The following is a 17793-nucleotide window of genomic DNA, read 5'->3' as shown; positions in this document are numbered from 1 at the left end:
GGCAATCTTCTCGTCAGAACCCGGTTTCGCGGATCAGCACGGCCAGCGCGGTGCGCCAGAAGCGGTCGGCCAGACTGCGCGCCTCGCCCTCCACGCGGGCCACGCCGCGCATCTGGTGGGCGGGTCCCGCCTGCGTCCGGTCCAGCGGCGCCAGGGTCACCCGGTAGACGGCCTCCACCGGCTTCAGGTTCGAGCGCGCGGCCTCGGCGTTCGTGCGTCCCATCGATGGGCCGGTCTGACTTTCCACGGCAATCGGACCGCCGTGGATCGAGGCCAAGGCGGGAACGTCCAGCCCCTTCACGCTCACCCGGTCCACCACCGCCACCCGCGCTTCCATGCGGGGACGCAGCGGATCGTCGGCGAGGAACACCGCATCTGCCCCCACAGCGACGCGGGTGAGGTCGTTCTCGGCCACATAACCGACCAGTTCCCCGCCGCCATCAGCGACGATCTGGCCGAGCGCCAGCGATGGTCCCACCCAGCGCCCGGGGCGCAGCGCGTCGGCGACATCAACCACCGTTCCGGCGATGGGCGCACGGATTTCCAGACGCGCCAGACCATCCAGCAGACCCTGCCGGTCGGCCAAGCCAGCGGCCAGATCCTCCTCCATCACCCGCACCCGGTCCAGTCCGTCGCGGGCGGCCAGCATGCGGTCGATGCGGTCCTGGGCCAGCGCAATGCGCAGTTCCGACTGCTGCATCTTGCTGGTCAGTTCCGGCGCTTCGAGGCGGAACAGCAGGTCGCCCGCCGCCACGCGCTGGCCAGGCTGGACCAGCACCTCCGCGATGCGCGACGGGACCGGAGCGAACAGGGTCGAGAAGCCCTCCGCCCGCCACACCGACGGCACGGCGATGGTGCCGGTGACCGGGACAAAGGCCAGCCAGACCAGCGCGCTCAGGCCGCCCAGAGTCATCAGGAGGTTCCGGTTGGGCCTCAGGCTGCCCCGCCGCTCCCACCATTCCTTCGCCTCGTTGACCAGCGGGCGCAGGATGAACCAGCCGACTTCCACCGCGAACAGCACGATTCCCAGCACCTTGATGAAGACGTGATAGACCAGCACCGCGATGCCGATGAACAGCACCAGCCGGTAGACCCAGGTGGCGAAGGCGTAGGCCAGCATCACCCGGTGCAGCCACGGATCGAACCGCTCCGGCACCTCGTCGCCCAGGCCGAACAGCCATTCCCGCAGCCGCCAGCGGGCCAGCGCGAAGGCCCGGTCCTGAAGGTTCGGCACGTCCAGCGCGTCGGCCAGCAGGTAATAGCCGTCGAACCGCATGAAGGGGCTGAGGTTGATGGTCAGGGTCGTCACCCAGCTCACCGTCGCCACGAAGAAGGCGGCGCTGCGCAGCGGCCCGTCGGGCAGAAAGCTCCAGGCCAGCGTGGCGAAGGCGGCCAGCGCCAGTTCCGTCAGCATGCCCGCCGCCGCGATGTGCAGCCGGGCGCGGCGGGAGACCAGCCGCCATGCGTCGCTGGTGTCGGTGTAGAGCACCGGCCACATCACCAGAAAGGCCGCCCCCATGGTCGGCACCCGGCAACCGAAGCGTTTTGCGGTGTAGGCGTGCCCCAGCTCGTGCAGCGTCTTCGTCACCAGCAGGGTCAGGCCATAGAGCGCCATGCCCTCCAGCGAGAAGAAGTGCAGGAAGGTGTGGGCGAAGCTGTCCCACTGGCGCATCGCCAGGATGAGGCCCAGAATTCCCGCACCGATCACCGTCCACAACCAGGCACGGCTGTAGAAGGGCGCGACGTAGCGCACCGTGGCGTTCAGGAAGGCGTCGGGGCGGACCAGCGGGATGCGGAAGAACAGGTAGTTGTGCAGCAGCCACATCCACCAGGACGTGCGCCGCGCCGCCGTCTGCTTCGCCAGGAAATCGACGTCGGCGCCCTGGGTCAGGTTGCTGCCGGCCAGGAATTTGTAAAGGCCGACGACGTCCTCCGCCTCCGGCTGCAGGACCGTTTCGGCGGCCACCGCGGCGGCGATGGCGCGGGGCGACCCGTGATGCCAGCGGGCGATGACCTCGAAGGCGCCATGGCCGATGCGGAAATAGCGGTTGCGCACCGGATCGTGGATCGTCCAGCAGGGCGAGCCGTCCACGGCCGGTGGAGCCGGCAGCAGTTGCAACTCCTCGCGCAGCGGTGGCAGTCGCACGCTGTCCAGCGGGTCCACCGGCGTGACCGCCGCCGGCCCCGTCGCCATGCCGATGGCGGCGGCGCCCATGGCTCAGAGCCCCACGGTCTGGCGCAGCGCCGCCAGCGGGCGGCGGAACAGGTAGAAGGCCAGCGGCACCCGCTCGCCCTGGATCTTGGCGGTGCCGCGCAGCCCGATGCGCGGGGTCGGCTGGTCCGGCACCAGATCGGCGCGGACGCGGTAGGCCAGGACACCGCCCGGCGTCAGCCCCGGCTCGTAGCTGGCGTGCGAGACGGTCGCGCGCAGCGGGCGCAGAGGATCGACGTTCAGATAGAGGCTGACCTCGGCCCCCTCCTGAAGCACGATCGCGTCGTTGACCGGGACATGCACGTCGACCTCGGCAGCCTGCGGGTCGGCCAGGGTCAGGATGCGCTCGCCGACCGCCACTGGCTTGCCCAGCCAGTCGTTGGCGTCGGTGAAGACGGCGATGCCCGTCCGCTCCGCCTTAACCGTGACGCGATCCATCAGGTCGCGGGCGAAATCCATCTCCGCCCGGCGCAGTTCCACCTGGGTCTTCAACTGGGCGATGCGGGCCTTGCTCTGCGGGTCGGTGAAGGCCCCCTGAGAGGCGGTCAGCAACTCCGCCTCCGCCGAAGCCAGGGCCTTGCGCGCGACTTCCAGACGACTCTTCAAAACCGTTGCTTCGAACGTGAACAGAGGCTGACCATTGGTCACCGGCTCGTTCGGCTGGACGTGGAAGCGTTCGATGACGCCCTCCAGCGGCGCGCTGACGATCAGCGGGTCGCGCGGCGCCACCTCCGCCGGTGCCAGCGTCGATTGCGGAACCGGGATGGCCAGAACGGCCCCCAGGGTCGCCACCACCGCCAGCGCCCAAATTCCCTTGCGCGCCCGCACTCCGGAGCGGCGCCCAGCCCGGGTCAAAGCCCACCAGGCGTGTCCATAGCCGCCGGAAAGCTGCCCGAGCAGCACCTTTTCCCCTTCCGTCCACGCATCGTCGCGGGCGAGCCACAACACCGCCGTCAATGTGCCGTCCGGACCCGGGAGAGGCACCCACAGCGCCTGCGCCGGTCCCCACTGGCCCCAGTCGCGGGCCAGCGCGGGCGGCACCTCCGTGGGGGCGATGCCGTGCAGGCTGCGCGCCTCCGCTCCCACGGCGATGGCCGACGCCACGGCCTCCAGCCAGCGGGTGAAGGGGGCATCGCGCTCCGGAACGGCGACGTTGGACACCGCCTCAAGCCGCGCCTTGCCCGACGGCGCGACGGTCAGGAAGACCGCCTGCTGGTAGGCGATCATCCGCCGCGTCTGGTTCACCATGAGGAAGCGCAGCGCTTCCGGGTTCTGGGCCTGCCGGGCCTCCTGTTGCAAGTTCAGGAGGAGCAGGAGGCTGTTCAGCGGGTTGGCCGCTTCCATCCGGACGGATGTGACGTCATCGGGCACCTTTGGCCTCCTCCGGCGGGTTGAAGCGGGCGGTTCCGCTCATGCCTGCGACCAGATTCGGGGCACTGCCCTGCTTGTCCGCCAGCAGCTTGCCCGTGACCTTCAACGACTGGCTGACCGGGTCGACGCGGGCGCCGATCAGGGTGACCTCGCCCTCCAGAGCCTCGCCCGTCTCGTCGATGCGCAGCTCGAACCGCTGCCCAGGCTTCAGCCAGACCAGCCAGGAGGACGGGACGATCAGTTCGACCCGCAGATCGCGGTCGGACAGCACTTCGAGCAGGGCCGTGCCGGCGGGCACCGACTCATGCTCGCGGATCCGCTGCTCCACCACCTTGCCGTCGAAGGGGGCCTTCACGTCGCAACGACGGACCTCGATCTCGGCCTTGCGCAGATCGGCGCGGGCGGCCTCGGCCTTGACCTCAGCCATCTCGACCTCGGCCCCGCCGATGGATTTCAGCTGCTCCAGCCGGCGGCTCTGCCGCACCGTGACATCGGCGGCGCGCAGGTTGGCGCGGGCCGCGTCGACCGCCGCCTGATAATGGCTGCAGTCGAAGGCGATAAGCGTCTGCCCCGCCTTGAAGGACTGGCCCGCCTCCACGGTGATCCGCCCGATGCGCCCGGCGATCTCGCTGGAAAGGACGGCGTGCTGCCGCGCCTCGATCAACGCGCGTACGCCGCCTTCGGGGGCCGGCGCCGGATCCGCAGCGGCAAGCGGCAGGGGAAGCAGCGCGATAGACAGCGCAGCAAGGAAGCGTGAGGGGCGAAAGCGGCACATCATGGCAGAGATTTTCTGCACCCTTTGCTCCGGAAGCGCAACGATCCAGGATCGGCAAGCGGTCCTGTACGCTTATTTGTTTCAGCACAGTGCACCGGCACAGCCGAAGGGGGGCGGCGCCGGTGCGCCACCCCGTCGGCATCAACGCGCGGAGGCACGCCCCATCGGGGCCAGCGCGCTCAGCGGCACCGAATAGACCTTCGCCGGCTCCGACCGTGAGGACGGGCTGTAGGACACCGTCATCGGCGCGGCCATGGAGGCGGCCTGCGGCAGCTCGGCCACCGTCACGCGCTCCGGCACCGCAGCCTTGCGCTCCGCCGGCTCGTCGTTGCGCGCGGCGAGCGGAGCGGTCTTCGGTTCGGTCTGCGGCTCGGCCGCCTTTTCAACCGGAGCCTTCTCCGTCGGTGCCTTTTCGGAGGTCGTGGCGGCGGGAACCAGCAGATCCTGGAGCCGCGCCGTGCCGCCTGCCTTCTGCTGCCAGGCGCCCAACCCGTCGGACACGGCCTGACGCAGCGTCGTCAGATCCTGGGACGGGACGGCCTCCGGCATGGGATCGACGCCCGCCGACACCATGACACGGGCGTAGGCGTTCTGCAGGTCGGCGTAGACGAGATCGCGCCGCAGATCGGAGACGAGTTCCGACACCTCGGCCTGGATGACGCTCATGTCGCCCTGCTGGCCGACCGTGCTGCTGTTGACGTACTGCTGCCGGATGCGGCGGTCGATTGACGCTTGGTCGGCGTTGAGCGAGAACTCCTGCGACAGCTCGCGGAACTGCACCATCGCCACGCGCACCTGGCTCAGCACCGCCACGCTCAAAGCCTGACGGCGGAAGGCGACCAGTTCCTCCTGCGCCTTGGAGAAGGCGTGGGTGTCCGGGGCCGAGGCCAGGGACAGGATGTTCCACGACACCCGCGCCCCGTAATCGGCCCAGCGCTGGTTCAGCAGGAAGCTGTTGCTGTCGAAATGCAGGCCGGCGTTCAGGTCGATGCCCGGCAGCAGCTTCAGCAGGGCGCGGTGCGTCTCGTCGGCGGTGATGCGGGCATTGTAGGATTCCTCCAGCAGCTCCGGACGGTTGAGAAGCGCGTAGGTTTCCAGGGATTCGACCGACGCCGTGATCGCCGGCACGTCCTTGCCGGTGACGTCCGGCGGCATCTGAAGGGTGAAGTTCTCGCCCGGCGGCAGGCCCATCAAGGCGCCAAGCTGCGACTTGGAGGCCACCAGCTCGCGCCGCAGGGTCTGAAGCTGGCGCAGCGTGTCGACCAGCGCGCGCTGGTAGGACAGGGTCTGCAACGGCGCCTGGACGCGCTGGGCCTCCAGGTCGTTCGCGTTCTTGCGCGCCGCCTCGATGCGCTTCTCCAGCGGCTCGATCCGCTTCAGCAACCGCTCCGCGGCGACGGCGCGCCAGTAGGAGGTGCGCACGTCCTGCAGAATGCCCTGGACGACGCGGCGGCGGCGCTCGTCGGCGATCAGGACGAGGTTGGAATTCTGGCGGGCGCGCAGGTAGCTGACGCCGAAATCGAGAATGTTCCAGGTGAAGCCCAGGTCGGCGGTCCGGCGGTGCCGGTCCGTGGCCGTGGTGCTCTCGCCGGTGCGGCGGCCGGTGGCGAGATTCAGGCTTTCCGACCCGGATTCGTTGTTGCGCCCGGTGTAGCCGGCCCCCGCCACGAGGCGCGGCAGCATGTCGAACCGCGACAGGTCGAGCTGCTGGTTGGCGACCGCCATCTCCATCAGCTTCACGCGTTCGTCGAGGTTGTACTTGATGGCCCGCGCCATCGCCTCGTGCATCGACACCGGGCCGGCGATCGGCTCCTGCGGCGCCATGATGACCGACATGTCCTCGCGCAGACGGGACACATTCTCATCATCAGTCAGAGGCTTCGGGCTGATGGAACATCCGCTGGCGAGGAGCGCGGCGGCGGTCAGGGCGAAGGACGCGCGGACCTTGTGGCCCCGCGGCCGGAGGGAGGAAGCGAACCGGGTCATTCTCGTCGGCAATCCATTTGAAAAGAAAAGCTTAGGCGGGGATGAAGGCGGTGGGAGGCGCGGGCGGCGCTAAGCCGCCCGACTTCCCGGCGGGACATGCGAGGTGAGTGCGGCGAGCAGTGCCGCCGTCTGGGCGTCGGCGGCGCCATGGATTTGAGCCACTTGGCGGGAGAAGGCCGGCCGGGCCGGTGAAGACCCGTCGAGGTCGGCCCGCGGGCCGGGGGCCTGCCCCGAACCGTCCGGCGCGGCCGGAGCGTTGCTCGGATCGCCACCCGCCGGCGCGTCGCCGGCCGGCGGCTGTCCTTGCCCCTGGGGCCGACCTTGCGCTCCCCCCTGGCCAGCCGGCCGGTTGGTCGGCGCGTTCTCGATCGTCGAACCGGGCCCCGTCGCGCCGCCGGGCCGGTTGCCCGGTGCGCCACCAAGCCCGCCGGCGGCGGTGCCGGCGCCCCCTGGGGCCGTGCTGCCGCCCGGCGTGCCACCGGACGCCGTGCCGGGCGAGCCGACCGGGCCGCCGACGCCACCATTCAGGCCGCCATTGCCCGCTCCGGCGCCTGTCGCCGGTCCACCGGTGGCCGGCCCACCCGTCGCCGGTCCGCCGGCGCCGAGGCCAACGCCTGGACCGCCACCAATACCGGTACCGGCTCCGGCGCCCGTGGCACCCAATCCGGCGCCGATTCCGCCCGAAGCGGAGCCGCCCAAGCCGGAACCGCCGCCGACGACGACGCCGAGACCACCCCCACCAAGGCTGCCGCTGCCCAGGCCGCTGCCGCCGCTGACGACGCCGCTCAACCCGGAGCCACTGGACCCGCCGGTACCGCCGCCCAAAACCCCGCTCGACGAGCTGGCCGTGCCGCCGCCGGACGGCGCACCGCCCATGGCGGAGATCGTGATCGAGCGCCCGGCGTCGCTGCTGGTCGAGTTGCCGATGTTGCCGATGGTGATCGAGCGCCCGGCATCCGTGCTGCTGTTCCCGTTGCCCGCACCGCTCCCGTTGCCGATCGACGAGCTGGTGATGACACGGCCCGCATCGCTGCTTGTCTGCAGGCCGGGCAGGGTCGGCGCTGTGCCCAGCGTCGGCCCGGTCGTCTGCGCTGTCCCGGTCCCGGCGGCCGTTGCGACCGCAGAGTTGGACGAGGACGCCGCCGTCGTCGTGTTCCCTGTGGAGGCCGCCACCACGGCCGGCGGCGGGGGCGGTGGGGCCACCGAGTAGGTGGTCGTGCCGGCGTTGCCGGTGTTGCCCACGGCATCGCTCGCCTTTGCAGCGATCACATAGCTGCCGACGCTCAGGTCAGAGGTCAGGGCCAATTGCCAAGCGCCGGACGCGCTGGCGCGCGCCGTGCCGACGGTCTGCCCGTTGACCGTCACGGTGACCAGACTGTTCGCCTCGGCGGTGCCCTGCACAACCGGCGTGTTGCCGGCGGTGGTGTTCAGCGTCACCGTCGGGGCGAGCGGCGGCGTGGTGTCGATGGTCAAGGTAGTGACCGCCGACAGGCTGCTGACGTTGCCGGCCCTGTCTGTGGCCTGCACCTGGACGCTGTGGGTGCCGTCGGCCAGCGCCGCCGTGAACTGGAAGGTCCATGCGCCGTTGGCGTCCGCGACCGCCGTTCCGGCGGCCTTGCCGTCGACCAGAACGTTCACCGTGCTGCCGGCCTCCGTCGTGCCGGCGAGGGACGGCGTGGCGATCCCGGAGATCCGCTCGCCTCCCGCCGCACCGGCGACGGTGGCGCTGGTCACCGAGGGTGCCGGCGCCACCGGCACCGCGGTGTCGATCACCACGGCCAACGCGTCGGACGGATCGCTGACGATGCCGAACCGGTTGGTCGCCGTGGTCGTGATGCTGTGCGTCCCGTCGGTCAGCGCGGTCTGGAGGCGATGGACCCAGAAGCCGTTCTCGTCGGCCACGGTGGTCCCCACCGCCTTGCCGTCCACCAACACGGTCACGGTGGCGTTCGCCTCCGCGGTGCCGGACAGCGTCGGCCTTGCCACGTTGGTCAGCCGGTCCGTCGCCGACACGCCGGAGTCGGACAGGCCGCTCAGCGCCGTCCCGACCGGCTTCGCCGGGATCGGGGTGTCGATGCGCACCTGGCTGGTGTCGCCGACGCCCTTCAGGGTCGTCACCAGAGGCCCCTGGGCCGCGTCGGTCACGATCGAACTGTTCAGCGCCAGCCCCAGGACCGCGATGCCCTGCGGCGCGCGGTCGCCGACCGGGACGACATAATCGAACCGCAGCAGCGTGCCGGTGCTGCCGGCCGCATTGTAGACGGCGTTCCGGATCTCGCTTCCAACCGCCAGTTCCAGAACCGGATTGCCGCCGTTGATGATGGACGCTTCGCTGAGCTGCACGAAGAAGCTGACCGGCTCGCCCGGTAGATACGTCCGCGCCGGGGGAGGCGTGACGCTGACCACCGACGGCGGCGTGCGGTCCACCGACACGCTCCGGCTCACCTGTGCCGGGTTGCCCGCCGCGTCGGTGAGGCTGGCGGTGACGGTGTAGCTGGTGCCGTCGGTCAGCGCCAGCAGGTCGGTGGAGGGGACCGTCAGGCTCCAGCGGTTGTTGGTCACCGTCGTGCTGTAGGTCTTGCCGTTCAGCGTCACCGTGATCGTCTGGCCGTCCTCAACACCGTTGGTGACGCCCGACACCGTCTGTCCCACCGCGCTGTCCGCGGCGTTCAGCACGTTGTCGCCCGCCACCGTGGCGATGGCGAGGGTCGGCGGCGTGCGGTCGACCGAGACGCCGCGCGTCGCCTGGACCGCCGCGTTGCCCGCCACATCCGTCAGGTCGGCCGTGATGGTATAATGGCCCCCATCCGTCAGCCCCTGCAGATCGGCGGGGGGAATGGACAGGCTCCACGCGTTGTTGGTCACCGTCGCGCTGTAGGTCTTGCCGTTCAGGGTCACCGTGACCGTCTGGCCGTCCTCGACCCCTGTGGCGGTGCCGGAAACCGTTTGAGGCACGGCGCTTTCCGGGGCGCTCAGGACATTGTCGCCGGACACCGGGGTGATCGCGACCGTCGGCGCCGTGCGGTCGAAGGTGACGGTCCGGATGGCGGAGTCGGCGCTCTCCATCCCGGCGATGACCTGACGGACGGTGAAGTCGACCGCACCGCTGAGGCCGGACACATCGACGCCGGCGAAGCTGTAGGCGCCCGACGCGTCGGCCGTGGTCGTCGCCACGAGCGAGCCGTTGGCGTAGAGCCGCACCGTCGTGTTGGCGTTGGCACCGCTGCCGTTGAAGGTGACGCTGCTCGCCTTGGTGATGTTGTCCGTGTTGCTGTTGCCCGTGTCCGACGCGGGCGCGAGGGTCACGGCGCTCCCCAGGGCAGCCGGGGTGATCGAGAGGTTGGCGGTGTCCGTCGCCGCGGAGAAGGCGGAAATCCCTCCACCGCCCGCGGTCGCCACCTTGGCCCCCGCGGTACCGCTGGTCTGATCCCAGGCACGGAAGGTGATCGCGGCGCTGAGGATGCCGGCGTTGGCCCCCGTCGGCTGGTAGTAGAGACGGTCCGTGGTGCGCAGCAGCAGCGCGCTTCCGCTGTCGTTCACCGTGCCGACCGCGGTCCAACTGGTGCCGCCGTCGGTGCTGTAGTACCAAGTCCCCCCTTCCGAGGTGTCGATGCCGACCAGCGCGATGCCGGTGACGGCGCCGCTGTCCACATCGGACACGTTCCCGCCAAGCGCAACCAGGGACGAGACGGCAACGCCAACGGCGCCATTCGGCGCGCCTGCCGCCTGGGCGACGCTTGGCAGGGTCAGGACGGTGTCGGTCAGCACCGGGGCGTCATTGACCGCAGTCACCGCGATGTCCGCCGTCGCGCTGGCGACACTGAACTGGCCGCTGGCGCCCAGCCCTCCGTTCGCGGTGGTATCGTTGCCGACCGTCGTGCCAGCCGTACCGGAGGTCTGATCCCACGCCTTGAAGGTGATGCCGTTGACGACCGATCCGTTGTAGTCGGCGTTCGGGACGAAGCGCACACGGTCGGTGCCGGCGAGCAGCAGGGCCGACGCACTCGAGACCCCGGAGATGGTGGTCCAGGTCCCGGCTCCGGTCTTGTACTGCCATGTGCCGTTGCTGCTGTCGATTGCGGTGATCGCAATGCCCAGCGCGTTGCCGTCGATATCGGTGGCCGTGCCGGCCGAGGCCAGAATGGCCGCCACGGTGTCGCCGTTGTTGCCTGTGGCGTCCTCGTCGATGGCGGTCAGGCTGCGCGCGTCCGTGCTCAGCACCGGCGCGCTGTTGGTGATCGCCGTGTAGGCCGAGGTCGCCGTCTGCGTGCCGCCCTTGCCGTCGTTGGCCGTCACCACCACGCGCAGGTACTTGTGCGCGTCCGACGTGGTCAGCGTGTAGCTGGAGCTCGTCGCCCCGCTGATCGAGGCGCCGTTGGTGCCGTTGCTGTCGTCGGCCCGGTACCACTGGTAGCTGAAGCTCCGGCCGTCGCCGTCCGCATCGCTCCAGGTGCCGTTGGTCGTCGTCAGCGCGTTGCCCACCGTCGCCGTGCCGCTCACGCTCGGCACCGCGCTGTTCACCGGCGCGCTGTTCAGGATCGCCGTGTAGGCCGAGGTCGCCGTCTGCGTGCCGCCCTTGCCGTCGTTGGCCGTCACCACCACGCGCAGGTACTTGTGCGCGTCCGACGTGGTCAGCGTGTAGCTGGAGCTCGTCGCCCCGCTGATCGAGGCGCCGTTGGTGCCGTTGCTGTCGTCGGCCCGGTACCACTGGTAGCTGAAGCTCCGGCCGTCGCCGTCCGCATCGCTCCAGGTGCCGTTGGTCGTCGTCAGCGCGTTGCCCACCGTCGCCGTGCCGCTCACGCTCGGCACCGCGCTGTTCACCGGCGCGCTGTTCAGGATCGCCGTGTAGGCCGAGGTCGCCGTCTGCGTGCCGCCCTTGCCGTCGTTGGCCGTCACCACCACGCGCAGGTACTTGTTCAGATCGCCCGCCGCCAGCGTGTAGCTGGAACTCGTCGCGCCGCTGATCGAGGCGCCGTTGGTGCCGTTGCTGTCGTCGGCCCGGTACCACTGGTAGCTGAAGCTCCGGCCGTCGCCGTCCGCATCGCTCCAGGTGCCGTTGGTCGTCGTCAGCGCGTTGCCCACCGTCGCCGTGCCGCTCACGCTCGGCACCGCGCTGTTCACCGGCGCGCTGTTCAGGATCGCCGTGTAGGCCGAGGTCGCCGTCTGCGTGCCGCCCTTGCCGTCGTTGGCCGTCACCACCACGCGCAGGTACTTGTGCGCGTCCGACGTGGTCAGCGTGTAGCTGGAGCTCGTCGCCCCGCTGATCGAGGCGCCGTTGGTGCCGTTGCTGTCGTCGGCCCGGTACCACTGGTAGCTGAAGCTCCGGCCGTCGCCGTCCGCATCGCTCCAGGTGCCGTTGGTCGTCGTCAGCGCGTTGCCCACCGTCGCCGTGCCGCTCACGCTCGGCACCGCGCTGTTCACCGGCGCGCTGTTCAGGATCGCCGTGTAGGCCGAGGTCGCCGTCTGCGTGCCGCCCTTGCCGTCGTTGGCCGTCACCACCACGCGCAGGTACTTGTGCGCGTCCGACGTGGTCAGCGTGTAGCTGGAGCTCGTCGCCCCGCTGATCGAGGCGCCGTTGGTGCCGTTGCTGTCGTCGGCCCGGTACCACTGGTAGCTGAAGCTCCGGCCGTCGCCGTCCGCATCGCTCCAGGTGCCGTTGGTCGTCGTCAGCGCGTTGCCCACCGTCGCCGTGCCGCTCACGCTCGGCACCGCGCTGTTCACCGGCGCGCTGTTCAGGATCGCCGTGTAGGCGGAATAGGCGGTCGTCGTGTTGGAGTTGCCGTCGTTCGCGATCACAGCCACGCGCAGGTACTTATGCGCGTCCGACGTGGTCAGCGTGTAGCTGGCGCTGGTCGCCCCACTGATCGACGCGGCGTTGGTGCCGTTGCTGTCGTCGGCCCGATACCATTGGTAGGTGTAGCTCAGCGGGTCGCCGTCCGGATCGCTCCAGGTACCATTCACCCGGGTCAGCGCGTTGCCCACCGTCGCCGTGCCCGACACCGTCGGAACCACCGTGTTCACCGGCGCGCCGTTGCCCGCCGCCGTCACCTGCGACGAGTACAACGACGTCGCCGTCTGCGTGCCGCCTTTCCCGTCGTTGGCCGTCACCACCACGCGCAGGTACTTGTTCAGATCGCCCGCCGCCAGCGTGTAGCTGGAACTCGTCGCGCCGCTGATCGAGGCGCCGTTGGTGCCGTTGCTGTCGTCGGCCCGGTACCACTGGTAGCTGAAGCTCCGGCCGTCGCCGTCCGCATCGCTCCAGGTGCCGTTGGTCGTCGTCAGCGCGTTGCCCACCGTCGCCGTGCCGCTCACGCTCGGCACCGCGCTGTTCACCGGCGCGCTGTTCAGGATCGCCGTGTAGGCCGAGGTCGCCGTCTGCGTGCCGCCCTTGCCGTCGTTGGCCGTCACCACCACGCGCAGGTACTTGTGCGCGTCCGACGTGGTCAGCGTGTAGCTGGAGCTCGTCGCCCCGCTGATCGAGGCGCCGTTGGTGCCGTTGCTGTCGTCGGCCCGGTACCACTGGTAGCTGAAGCTCCGGCCGTCGCCGTCCGCATCGCTCCAGGTGCCGTTGGTCGTCGTCAGCGCGTTGCCCACCGTCGCCGTGCCGCTCACGCTCGGCACCGCGCTGTTCACCGGCGCGCTGTTCAGGATCGCCGTGTAGGCGGAATAGGCGGTCGTCGTGTTGGAGTTGCCGTCGTTCGCGATCACAGCCACGCGCAGGTACTTATGCGCGTCCGACGTGGTCAGCGTGTAGCTGGCGCTGGTCGCCCCACTGATCGACGCGGCGTTGGTGCCGTTGCTGTCGTCGGCCCGATACCATTGGTAGGTGTAGCTCAGCGGGTCGCCGTCCGGATCGCTCCAGGTACCATTCACCCGGGTCAGCGCGTTGCCCACCGTCGCCGTGCCCGACACCGTCGGAACCACCGTGTTCACCGGCGCGCCGTTGCCCGCCGCCGTCACCTGCGACGAGTACAACGACGTCGCCGTCTGCGTGCCGCCTTTCCCGTCGTTGGCCGTCACCACCACGCGCAGGTACTTGTTCAGATCGCCCGCCGCCAGCGTGTAGCTGGAACTCGTCGCGCCGCTGATCGAGGCGCCGTTGGTGCCGTTGCTGTCGTCGGCCCGGTACCACTGGTAGCTGAAGCTCCGGCCGTCGCCGTCCGCATCGCTCCAGGTGCCGTTGGTCGTCGTCAGCGCGTTGCCCACCGTCGCCGTGCCGCTCACGCTCGGCACCGCGCTGTTCACCGGCGCGCTGTTCAGGATCGCCGTGTAGGCCGAGGTCGCCGTCTGCGTGCCGCCCTTGCCGTCGTTGGCCGTCACCACCACGCGCAGGTACTTGTGCGCGTCCGACGTGGTCAGCGTGTAGCTGGAGCTCGTCGCCCCGCTGATCGAGGCGCCGTTGGTGCCGTTGCTGTCGTCGGCCCGGTACCACTGGTAGCTGAAGCTCCGGCCGTCGCCGTCCGCATCGCTCCAGGTGCCGTTGGTCGTCGTCAGCGCGTTGCCCACCGTCGCCGTGCCGCTCACGCTCGGCACCGCGCTGTTCACCGGCGCGCTGTTCAGGATCGCCGTGTAGGCCGAGGTCGCCGTCTGCGTGCCGCCCTTGCCGTCGTTGGCCGTCACCACCACGCGCAGGTACTTGTGCGCGTCCGACGTGGTCAGCGTGTAGCTGGAGCTCGTCGCCCCGCTGATCGAGGCGCCGTTGGTGCCGTTGCTGTCGTCGGCCCGGTACCACTGGTAGCTGAAGCTCCGGCCGTCGCCGTCCGCATCGCTCCAGGTGCCGTTGGTCGTCGTCAGCGCGTTGCCCACCGTCGCCGTGCCGCTCACGCTCGGCACCGCGCTGTTCACCGGCGCGCTGTTCAGGATCGCCGTGTAGGCGGAATAGGCGGTCGTCGTGTTGGAGTTGCCGTCGTTCGCGATCACAGCCACGCGCAGGTACTTATGCGCGTCCGACGTGGTCAGCGTGTAGCTGGCGCTGGTCGCCCCACTGATCGACGCGGCGTTGGTGCCGTTGCTGTCGTCGGCCCGATACCATTGGTAGGTGTAGCTCAGCGAGTCGCCGTCCGGATCGCTCCAGGTACCATTCACCCGGGTCAGCGCGTTGCCCACCGTCGCCGTGCCCGACACCGTCGGAACCACCGTGTTCACCGGTGCGCCGTTCGAAGAGCCCCCCGTCGTTGAGACGTTGATCTTGACTGGCGCACTCATAAGATTCCCGGCGCTGTCCTTCGCTACGACATAGAGGTCGTAGTTGGTACCGGCGGTCAGCCCGGTGATCGATCCGCTGCCGTCGAACGGGGACGACGAAGCGCTCAGGCTGCCGGACTTCAGCGCCGTTCCGCCGCCGGAAGCCGTGCCCGCTTCCACTTCCGCGGCGGTCGGGGCGGTCGCGTTGCGGGGAACCAGGACATAGTAAATGGTCCCCGCCTCGTTGAGACTGGCGGACAGGGTAAAGCCGGTGTTGGTGATGCTGGATGTGGCGGCAGCGACGTCGAAGGTTGGCGCCACCTGGTCCACCGTGTGGGTGCTACCGGTGAAGCCCGCGGCGATGTCGTTGTTCGCCGTGTCCTTGATTCCGGTGCCGGTGCCCTTCAGGTTCAGCCCCAGCGTGCCGGCACCGGAGATACCGGTGATCGAAACCGTGTAGACGCTGGCCGACACCTGGGTGACGGTGCCGATCGTGCCGGAGGCCGTGCCGGTCGTCGCCAGGGTGAAGTCGGCGGCGTTCACGCCGGACACGCCTTCGCTGAAGGTCACGGTGTAGCTGACCGAGGACGCGTTGGCCGCCGGAGACCCGGACACAGTGATGCTGGAGACGGTCGGCTGCGTGGTGTCGACGCCAGCGCTGAGGGTGATGGTGCTGGTCCGCGCGGTGCTGGTCGTCTCGCCGTCGTTGACAGTGACCGTGGCGGTGCGCGCGCCCGGGGTGAAGCTGCCGGCGGTGTTCTTGTACTGGATCAGACGGATCACCGCCTGATAGTTCGCCACGGAAGCCGCACCGCTCAAGGTGATCGTGGCGCCGTTGTTGGCGAGCACCGCGATGCCGTAGGTCTTGGCGGTGCTGATATCCGCCGTGGAGAGCGTCAGCGTTTCGTTTCCGGTATCGACCACGCCGCTCAAGGCAACGGTGGCGCCGAGCAGGCGGGTGTCGCTGTCGGTCTGCGCCACGGTGGCGCTGGGCGCGATAAGCACGCCGGAACTGGGAGTCCCGCTGCTGACGGACTCGTCGCTTCCACCTCCCGCCCCGTTCAGGTCGACGGTCGGCGCTCCGGCGCTCCAGTGAACCTCGTACGCACCGAGGTCGAGCGCACCGTCACGGATGCGGTCGATGCCGCGGATGTCGTAGCTCCCGCCGTAGCGGTTCGCGTTGCTGCTGTCGCCGGCGTTGATGAAGGTCGTCGCGGTCGAGGCCGGACGATAATCGCGCAGGCTCTTAGTGGCGTTGGTGGAATCGACGAAGGTCGCGTTGCCGGTTATGGCGCCCTGATAATTGTTGCTTTGATTGAAGATTACGCTGCCAGAGTTGTAATTGATGGCGTTCGGATCGGCAAAACTCGTCCCGGCAAGGTTGCCGGAGTTCCCCGCGATGATCGTGTTGTAAACGTTCAGCGTCGCCGCGCCCGCTGCTCCACCGGAATAGACGCCAATGCCCGCCGTCTTGACATTGGCGGCAGCGGAATCATTGTTGATGTAGCTGTTGTTGACAATGGTGACGTTGCGTATGTTTACCGTAAAGGCAGCCGTGTTGTAGTTGTTGTTTTGTGTAATGATGGAGCCCGCGAAGAGAGCCGAACCCGAGCCCATGTTCATGACGTAGTTGTTGTCCGCGAACAGACTGTTCTCGATCGTCAGCGTTCCGGCCACCTGCGATCTAACGACCGCGAAGCCCGCCGTACTGCTCACCACAGCGAAGTTGTCACGAAAAACCGAGTTCCTGATCGTCAGGGATGTCGTCGTGGCGTATGTGGCGATGGGGTTGTTCAGATTGTCCCTGAAGGTGACGCCATCCACTTCGAGCGACCCGAGTTGCACCGTCAGGGCGCCCAGCGCGGCGTTGGTTCCCGAATAAAAGCGCTCCATGATCACGTTCTTGACCGTCAGCGTCTTGCCGGTCGCATTGAAGATGATGCCCCGGTAGTCCGCCGACGTGGTCGTGTTGTCGCCGTTGTCGCCGGAGATCGTGATGTCGGCGATACCGTCGCCGTTCACATCACCGTTGATCGTGAAGTTCTGAGCCGGCGCCGTCAGGAAGCTTGTCGTGACGCCCAGGGAAACCTTGCTGGACGCCAGCGCCGAGTCGAACTCGATCACGTCCCCGTCAGCCGCGTTCGTGATCGCGTGGTTCAACGATCCCGCCGCCGTTCCGGTCGCCGAGGTGACGACGACAGTTCCCAGCCGGCCGCTGAAGGTCTGCATGGATGCGCGCGCGAAGGGAATCGCCGCCTCGATGGCCCCGCTTTGCACCTCCAGCGTCCAGTTCTGCCCGGCGGCGTTGCCGGTCTCGTCGCCGGACACCGCCACGTCGGCTCCGGTGAGCTGATGGATCGTCTGAACGAACTCCTGCCCCGCCTGTCCGGCGCCGACGTTGCAGGCGTAGAAAAGGATGTCGCCGCCGGGCTTCAGCGCGGCGCCGATCGCCTGGAGATCCTGCGCGCGGTTCGCCAGCCCGTCCGCCCAATAGGCGCGGCCGGCGATGTAGAGATGGCCTTCGTTGCCATGGCTGACGATCTGGACGGAATCCAGGCCGGACATCCCGGACAGCGCCTTCGCCATCTGGCCGAGCGCCTCCTGCTGGGAGTCGAGCAGGACGACCTTGGCGTCGGGGGCGATGTCCTTGAGCAGCGTCTGGTAGTCGGACACGCTGGTGTCGACGAACACCACCGACCGGACCGACTCCTGGATTTCGGCGAGCCGCGCCGTCACCGCCGCCGGTTCGGTGGGTGATGGAGTGGAGGCGGCCGGGGAAGACGCCGCGAGGGGAACGATCGACTCCTTGATGGCCCAATCGACAAGCTTGTCGGCATCGGTGGCTTTGCTGGCGCCCTTGTCGTCCGGCGCGGGCTGATCGGGTTGATGATGGACCTCGGCAACCGTGACGGCGCCTGCCGCGTCGAACATGAAGCGTGGTTCGAGAGCCATCGCGAACATCGATGAGGACGGCTTGTGCGTCTTGCCGGACTGCCCAGTCACACCGTTGCCGTTCGAACCACGCTTGCGCGCCATCATCCGTCTCCCGCCATACGCGACACCGCCCGACCCTACGTCCAAAGCGGTCACCAAAAAGTGAATAGCCTGCGGGAGAATACCACCTTTTCGCAGTGGTTGACAGCGCATGCGTCTATAAAGACAGCAAAAGAGGCGCCCGATTTGCGTCGATTCGCATCATCGAGGAGAGCAGAGCGTCATAATTCGATGCATTTGTTTCCACGCTGCGCTCTCTATTTCATGACTG

Annotated in this window: 5 protein-coding genes; all 5 read right to left on the bottom strand. The window is 68.9% G+C overall.

Annotation, left to right across the window (positions count from 1 at the left end; all coding sequences use genetic code 11):
• Positions 1-13: 13 nt before the first annotated feature.
• Positions 14-2215, bottom strand: coding sequence for an HlyD family efflux transporter periplasmic adaptor subunit (locus ACWPXE_RS01500; protein ID WP_454016397.1), 2202 nt, complete (start codon positions 2213-2215; stop codon positions 14-16).
• A gap of 3 nt (positions 2216-2218) precedes the next feature.
• Positions 2219-3583, bottom strand: a complete 1365-nt coding sequence (locus ACWPXE_RS01495; protein ID WP_454016396.1) for an efflux RND transporter periplasmic adaptor subunit — start codon at positions 3581-3583, stop codon at positions 2219-2221.
• A complete protein-coding gene (locus ACWPXE_RS01490; RefSeq protein WP_454016395.1) occupies positions 3573-4361 on the bottom strand; it encodes an efflux RND transporter periplasmic adaptor subunit in 789 nt (262 codons plus the stop codon). The genes ACWPXE_RS01495 and ACWPXE_RS01490 overlap by 11 nt, the downstream gene beginning before the upstream one ends.
• A gap of 138 nt (positions 4362-4499) precedes the next feature.
• A complete protein-coding gene (locus ACWPXE_RS01485) occupies positions 4500-6344 on the bottom strand; it encodes a TolC family protein (RefSeq protein ID WP_454016394.1) in 1845 nt (614 codons plus the stop codon).
• A gap of 69 nt (positions 6345-6413) precedes the next feature.
• Positions 6414-17564: a DUF4347 domain-containing protein gene (locus ACWPXE_RS01480; protein ID WP_454016393.1), complete on the bottom strand. Its 11151-nt coding sequence runs from the start codon at positions 17562-17564 to the stop codon at positions 6414-6416.
• Positions 17565-17793: the final 229 nt, after the last annotated feature.

The sequence above is a fragment of the Azospirillum sp. Marseille-Q6669 genome (assembly GCF_965111635.1).
The sequence above is the reverse complement of the archived record's forward strand: the minus strand, read 5'-3'. Positions and strand labels throughout refer to the sequence as shown.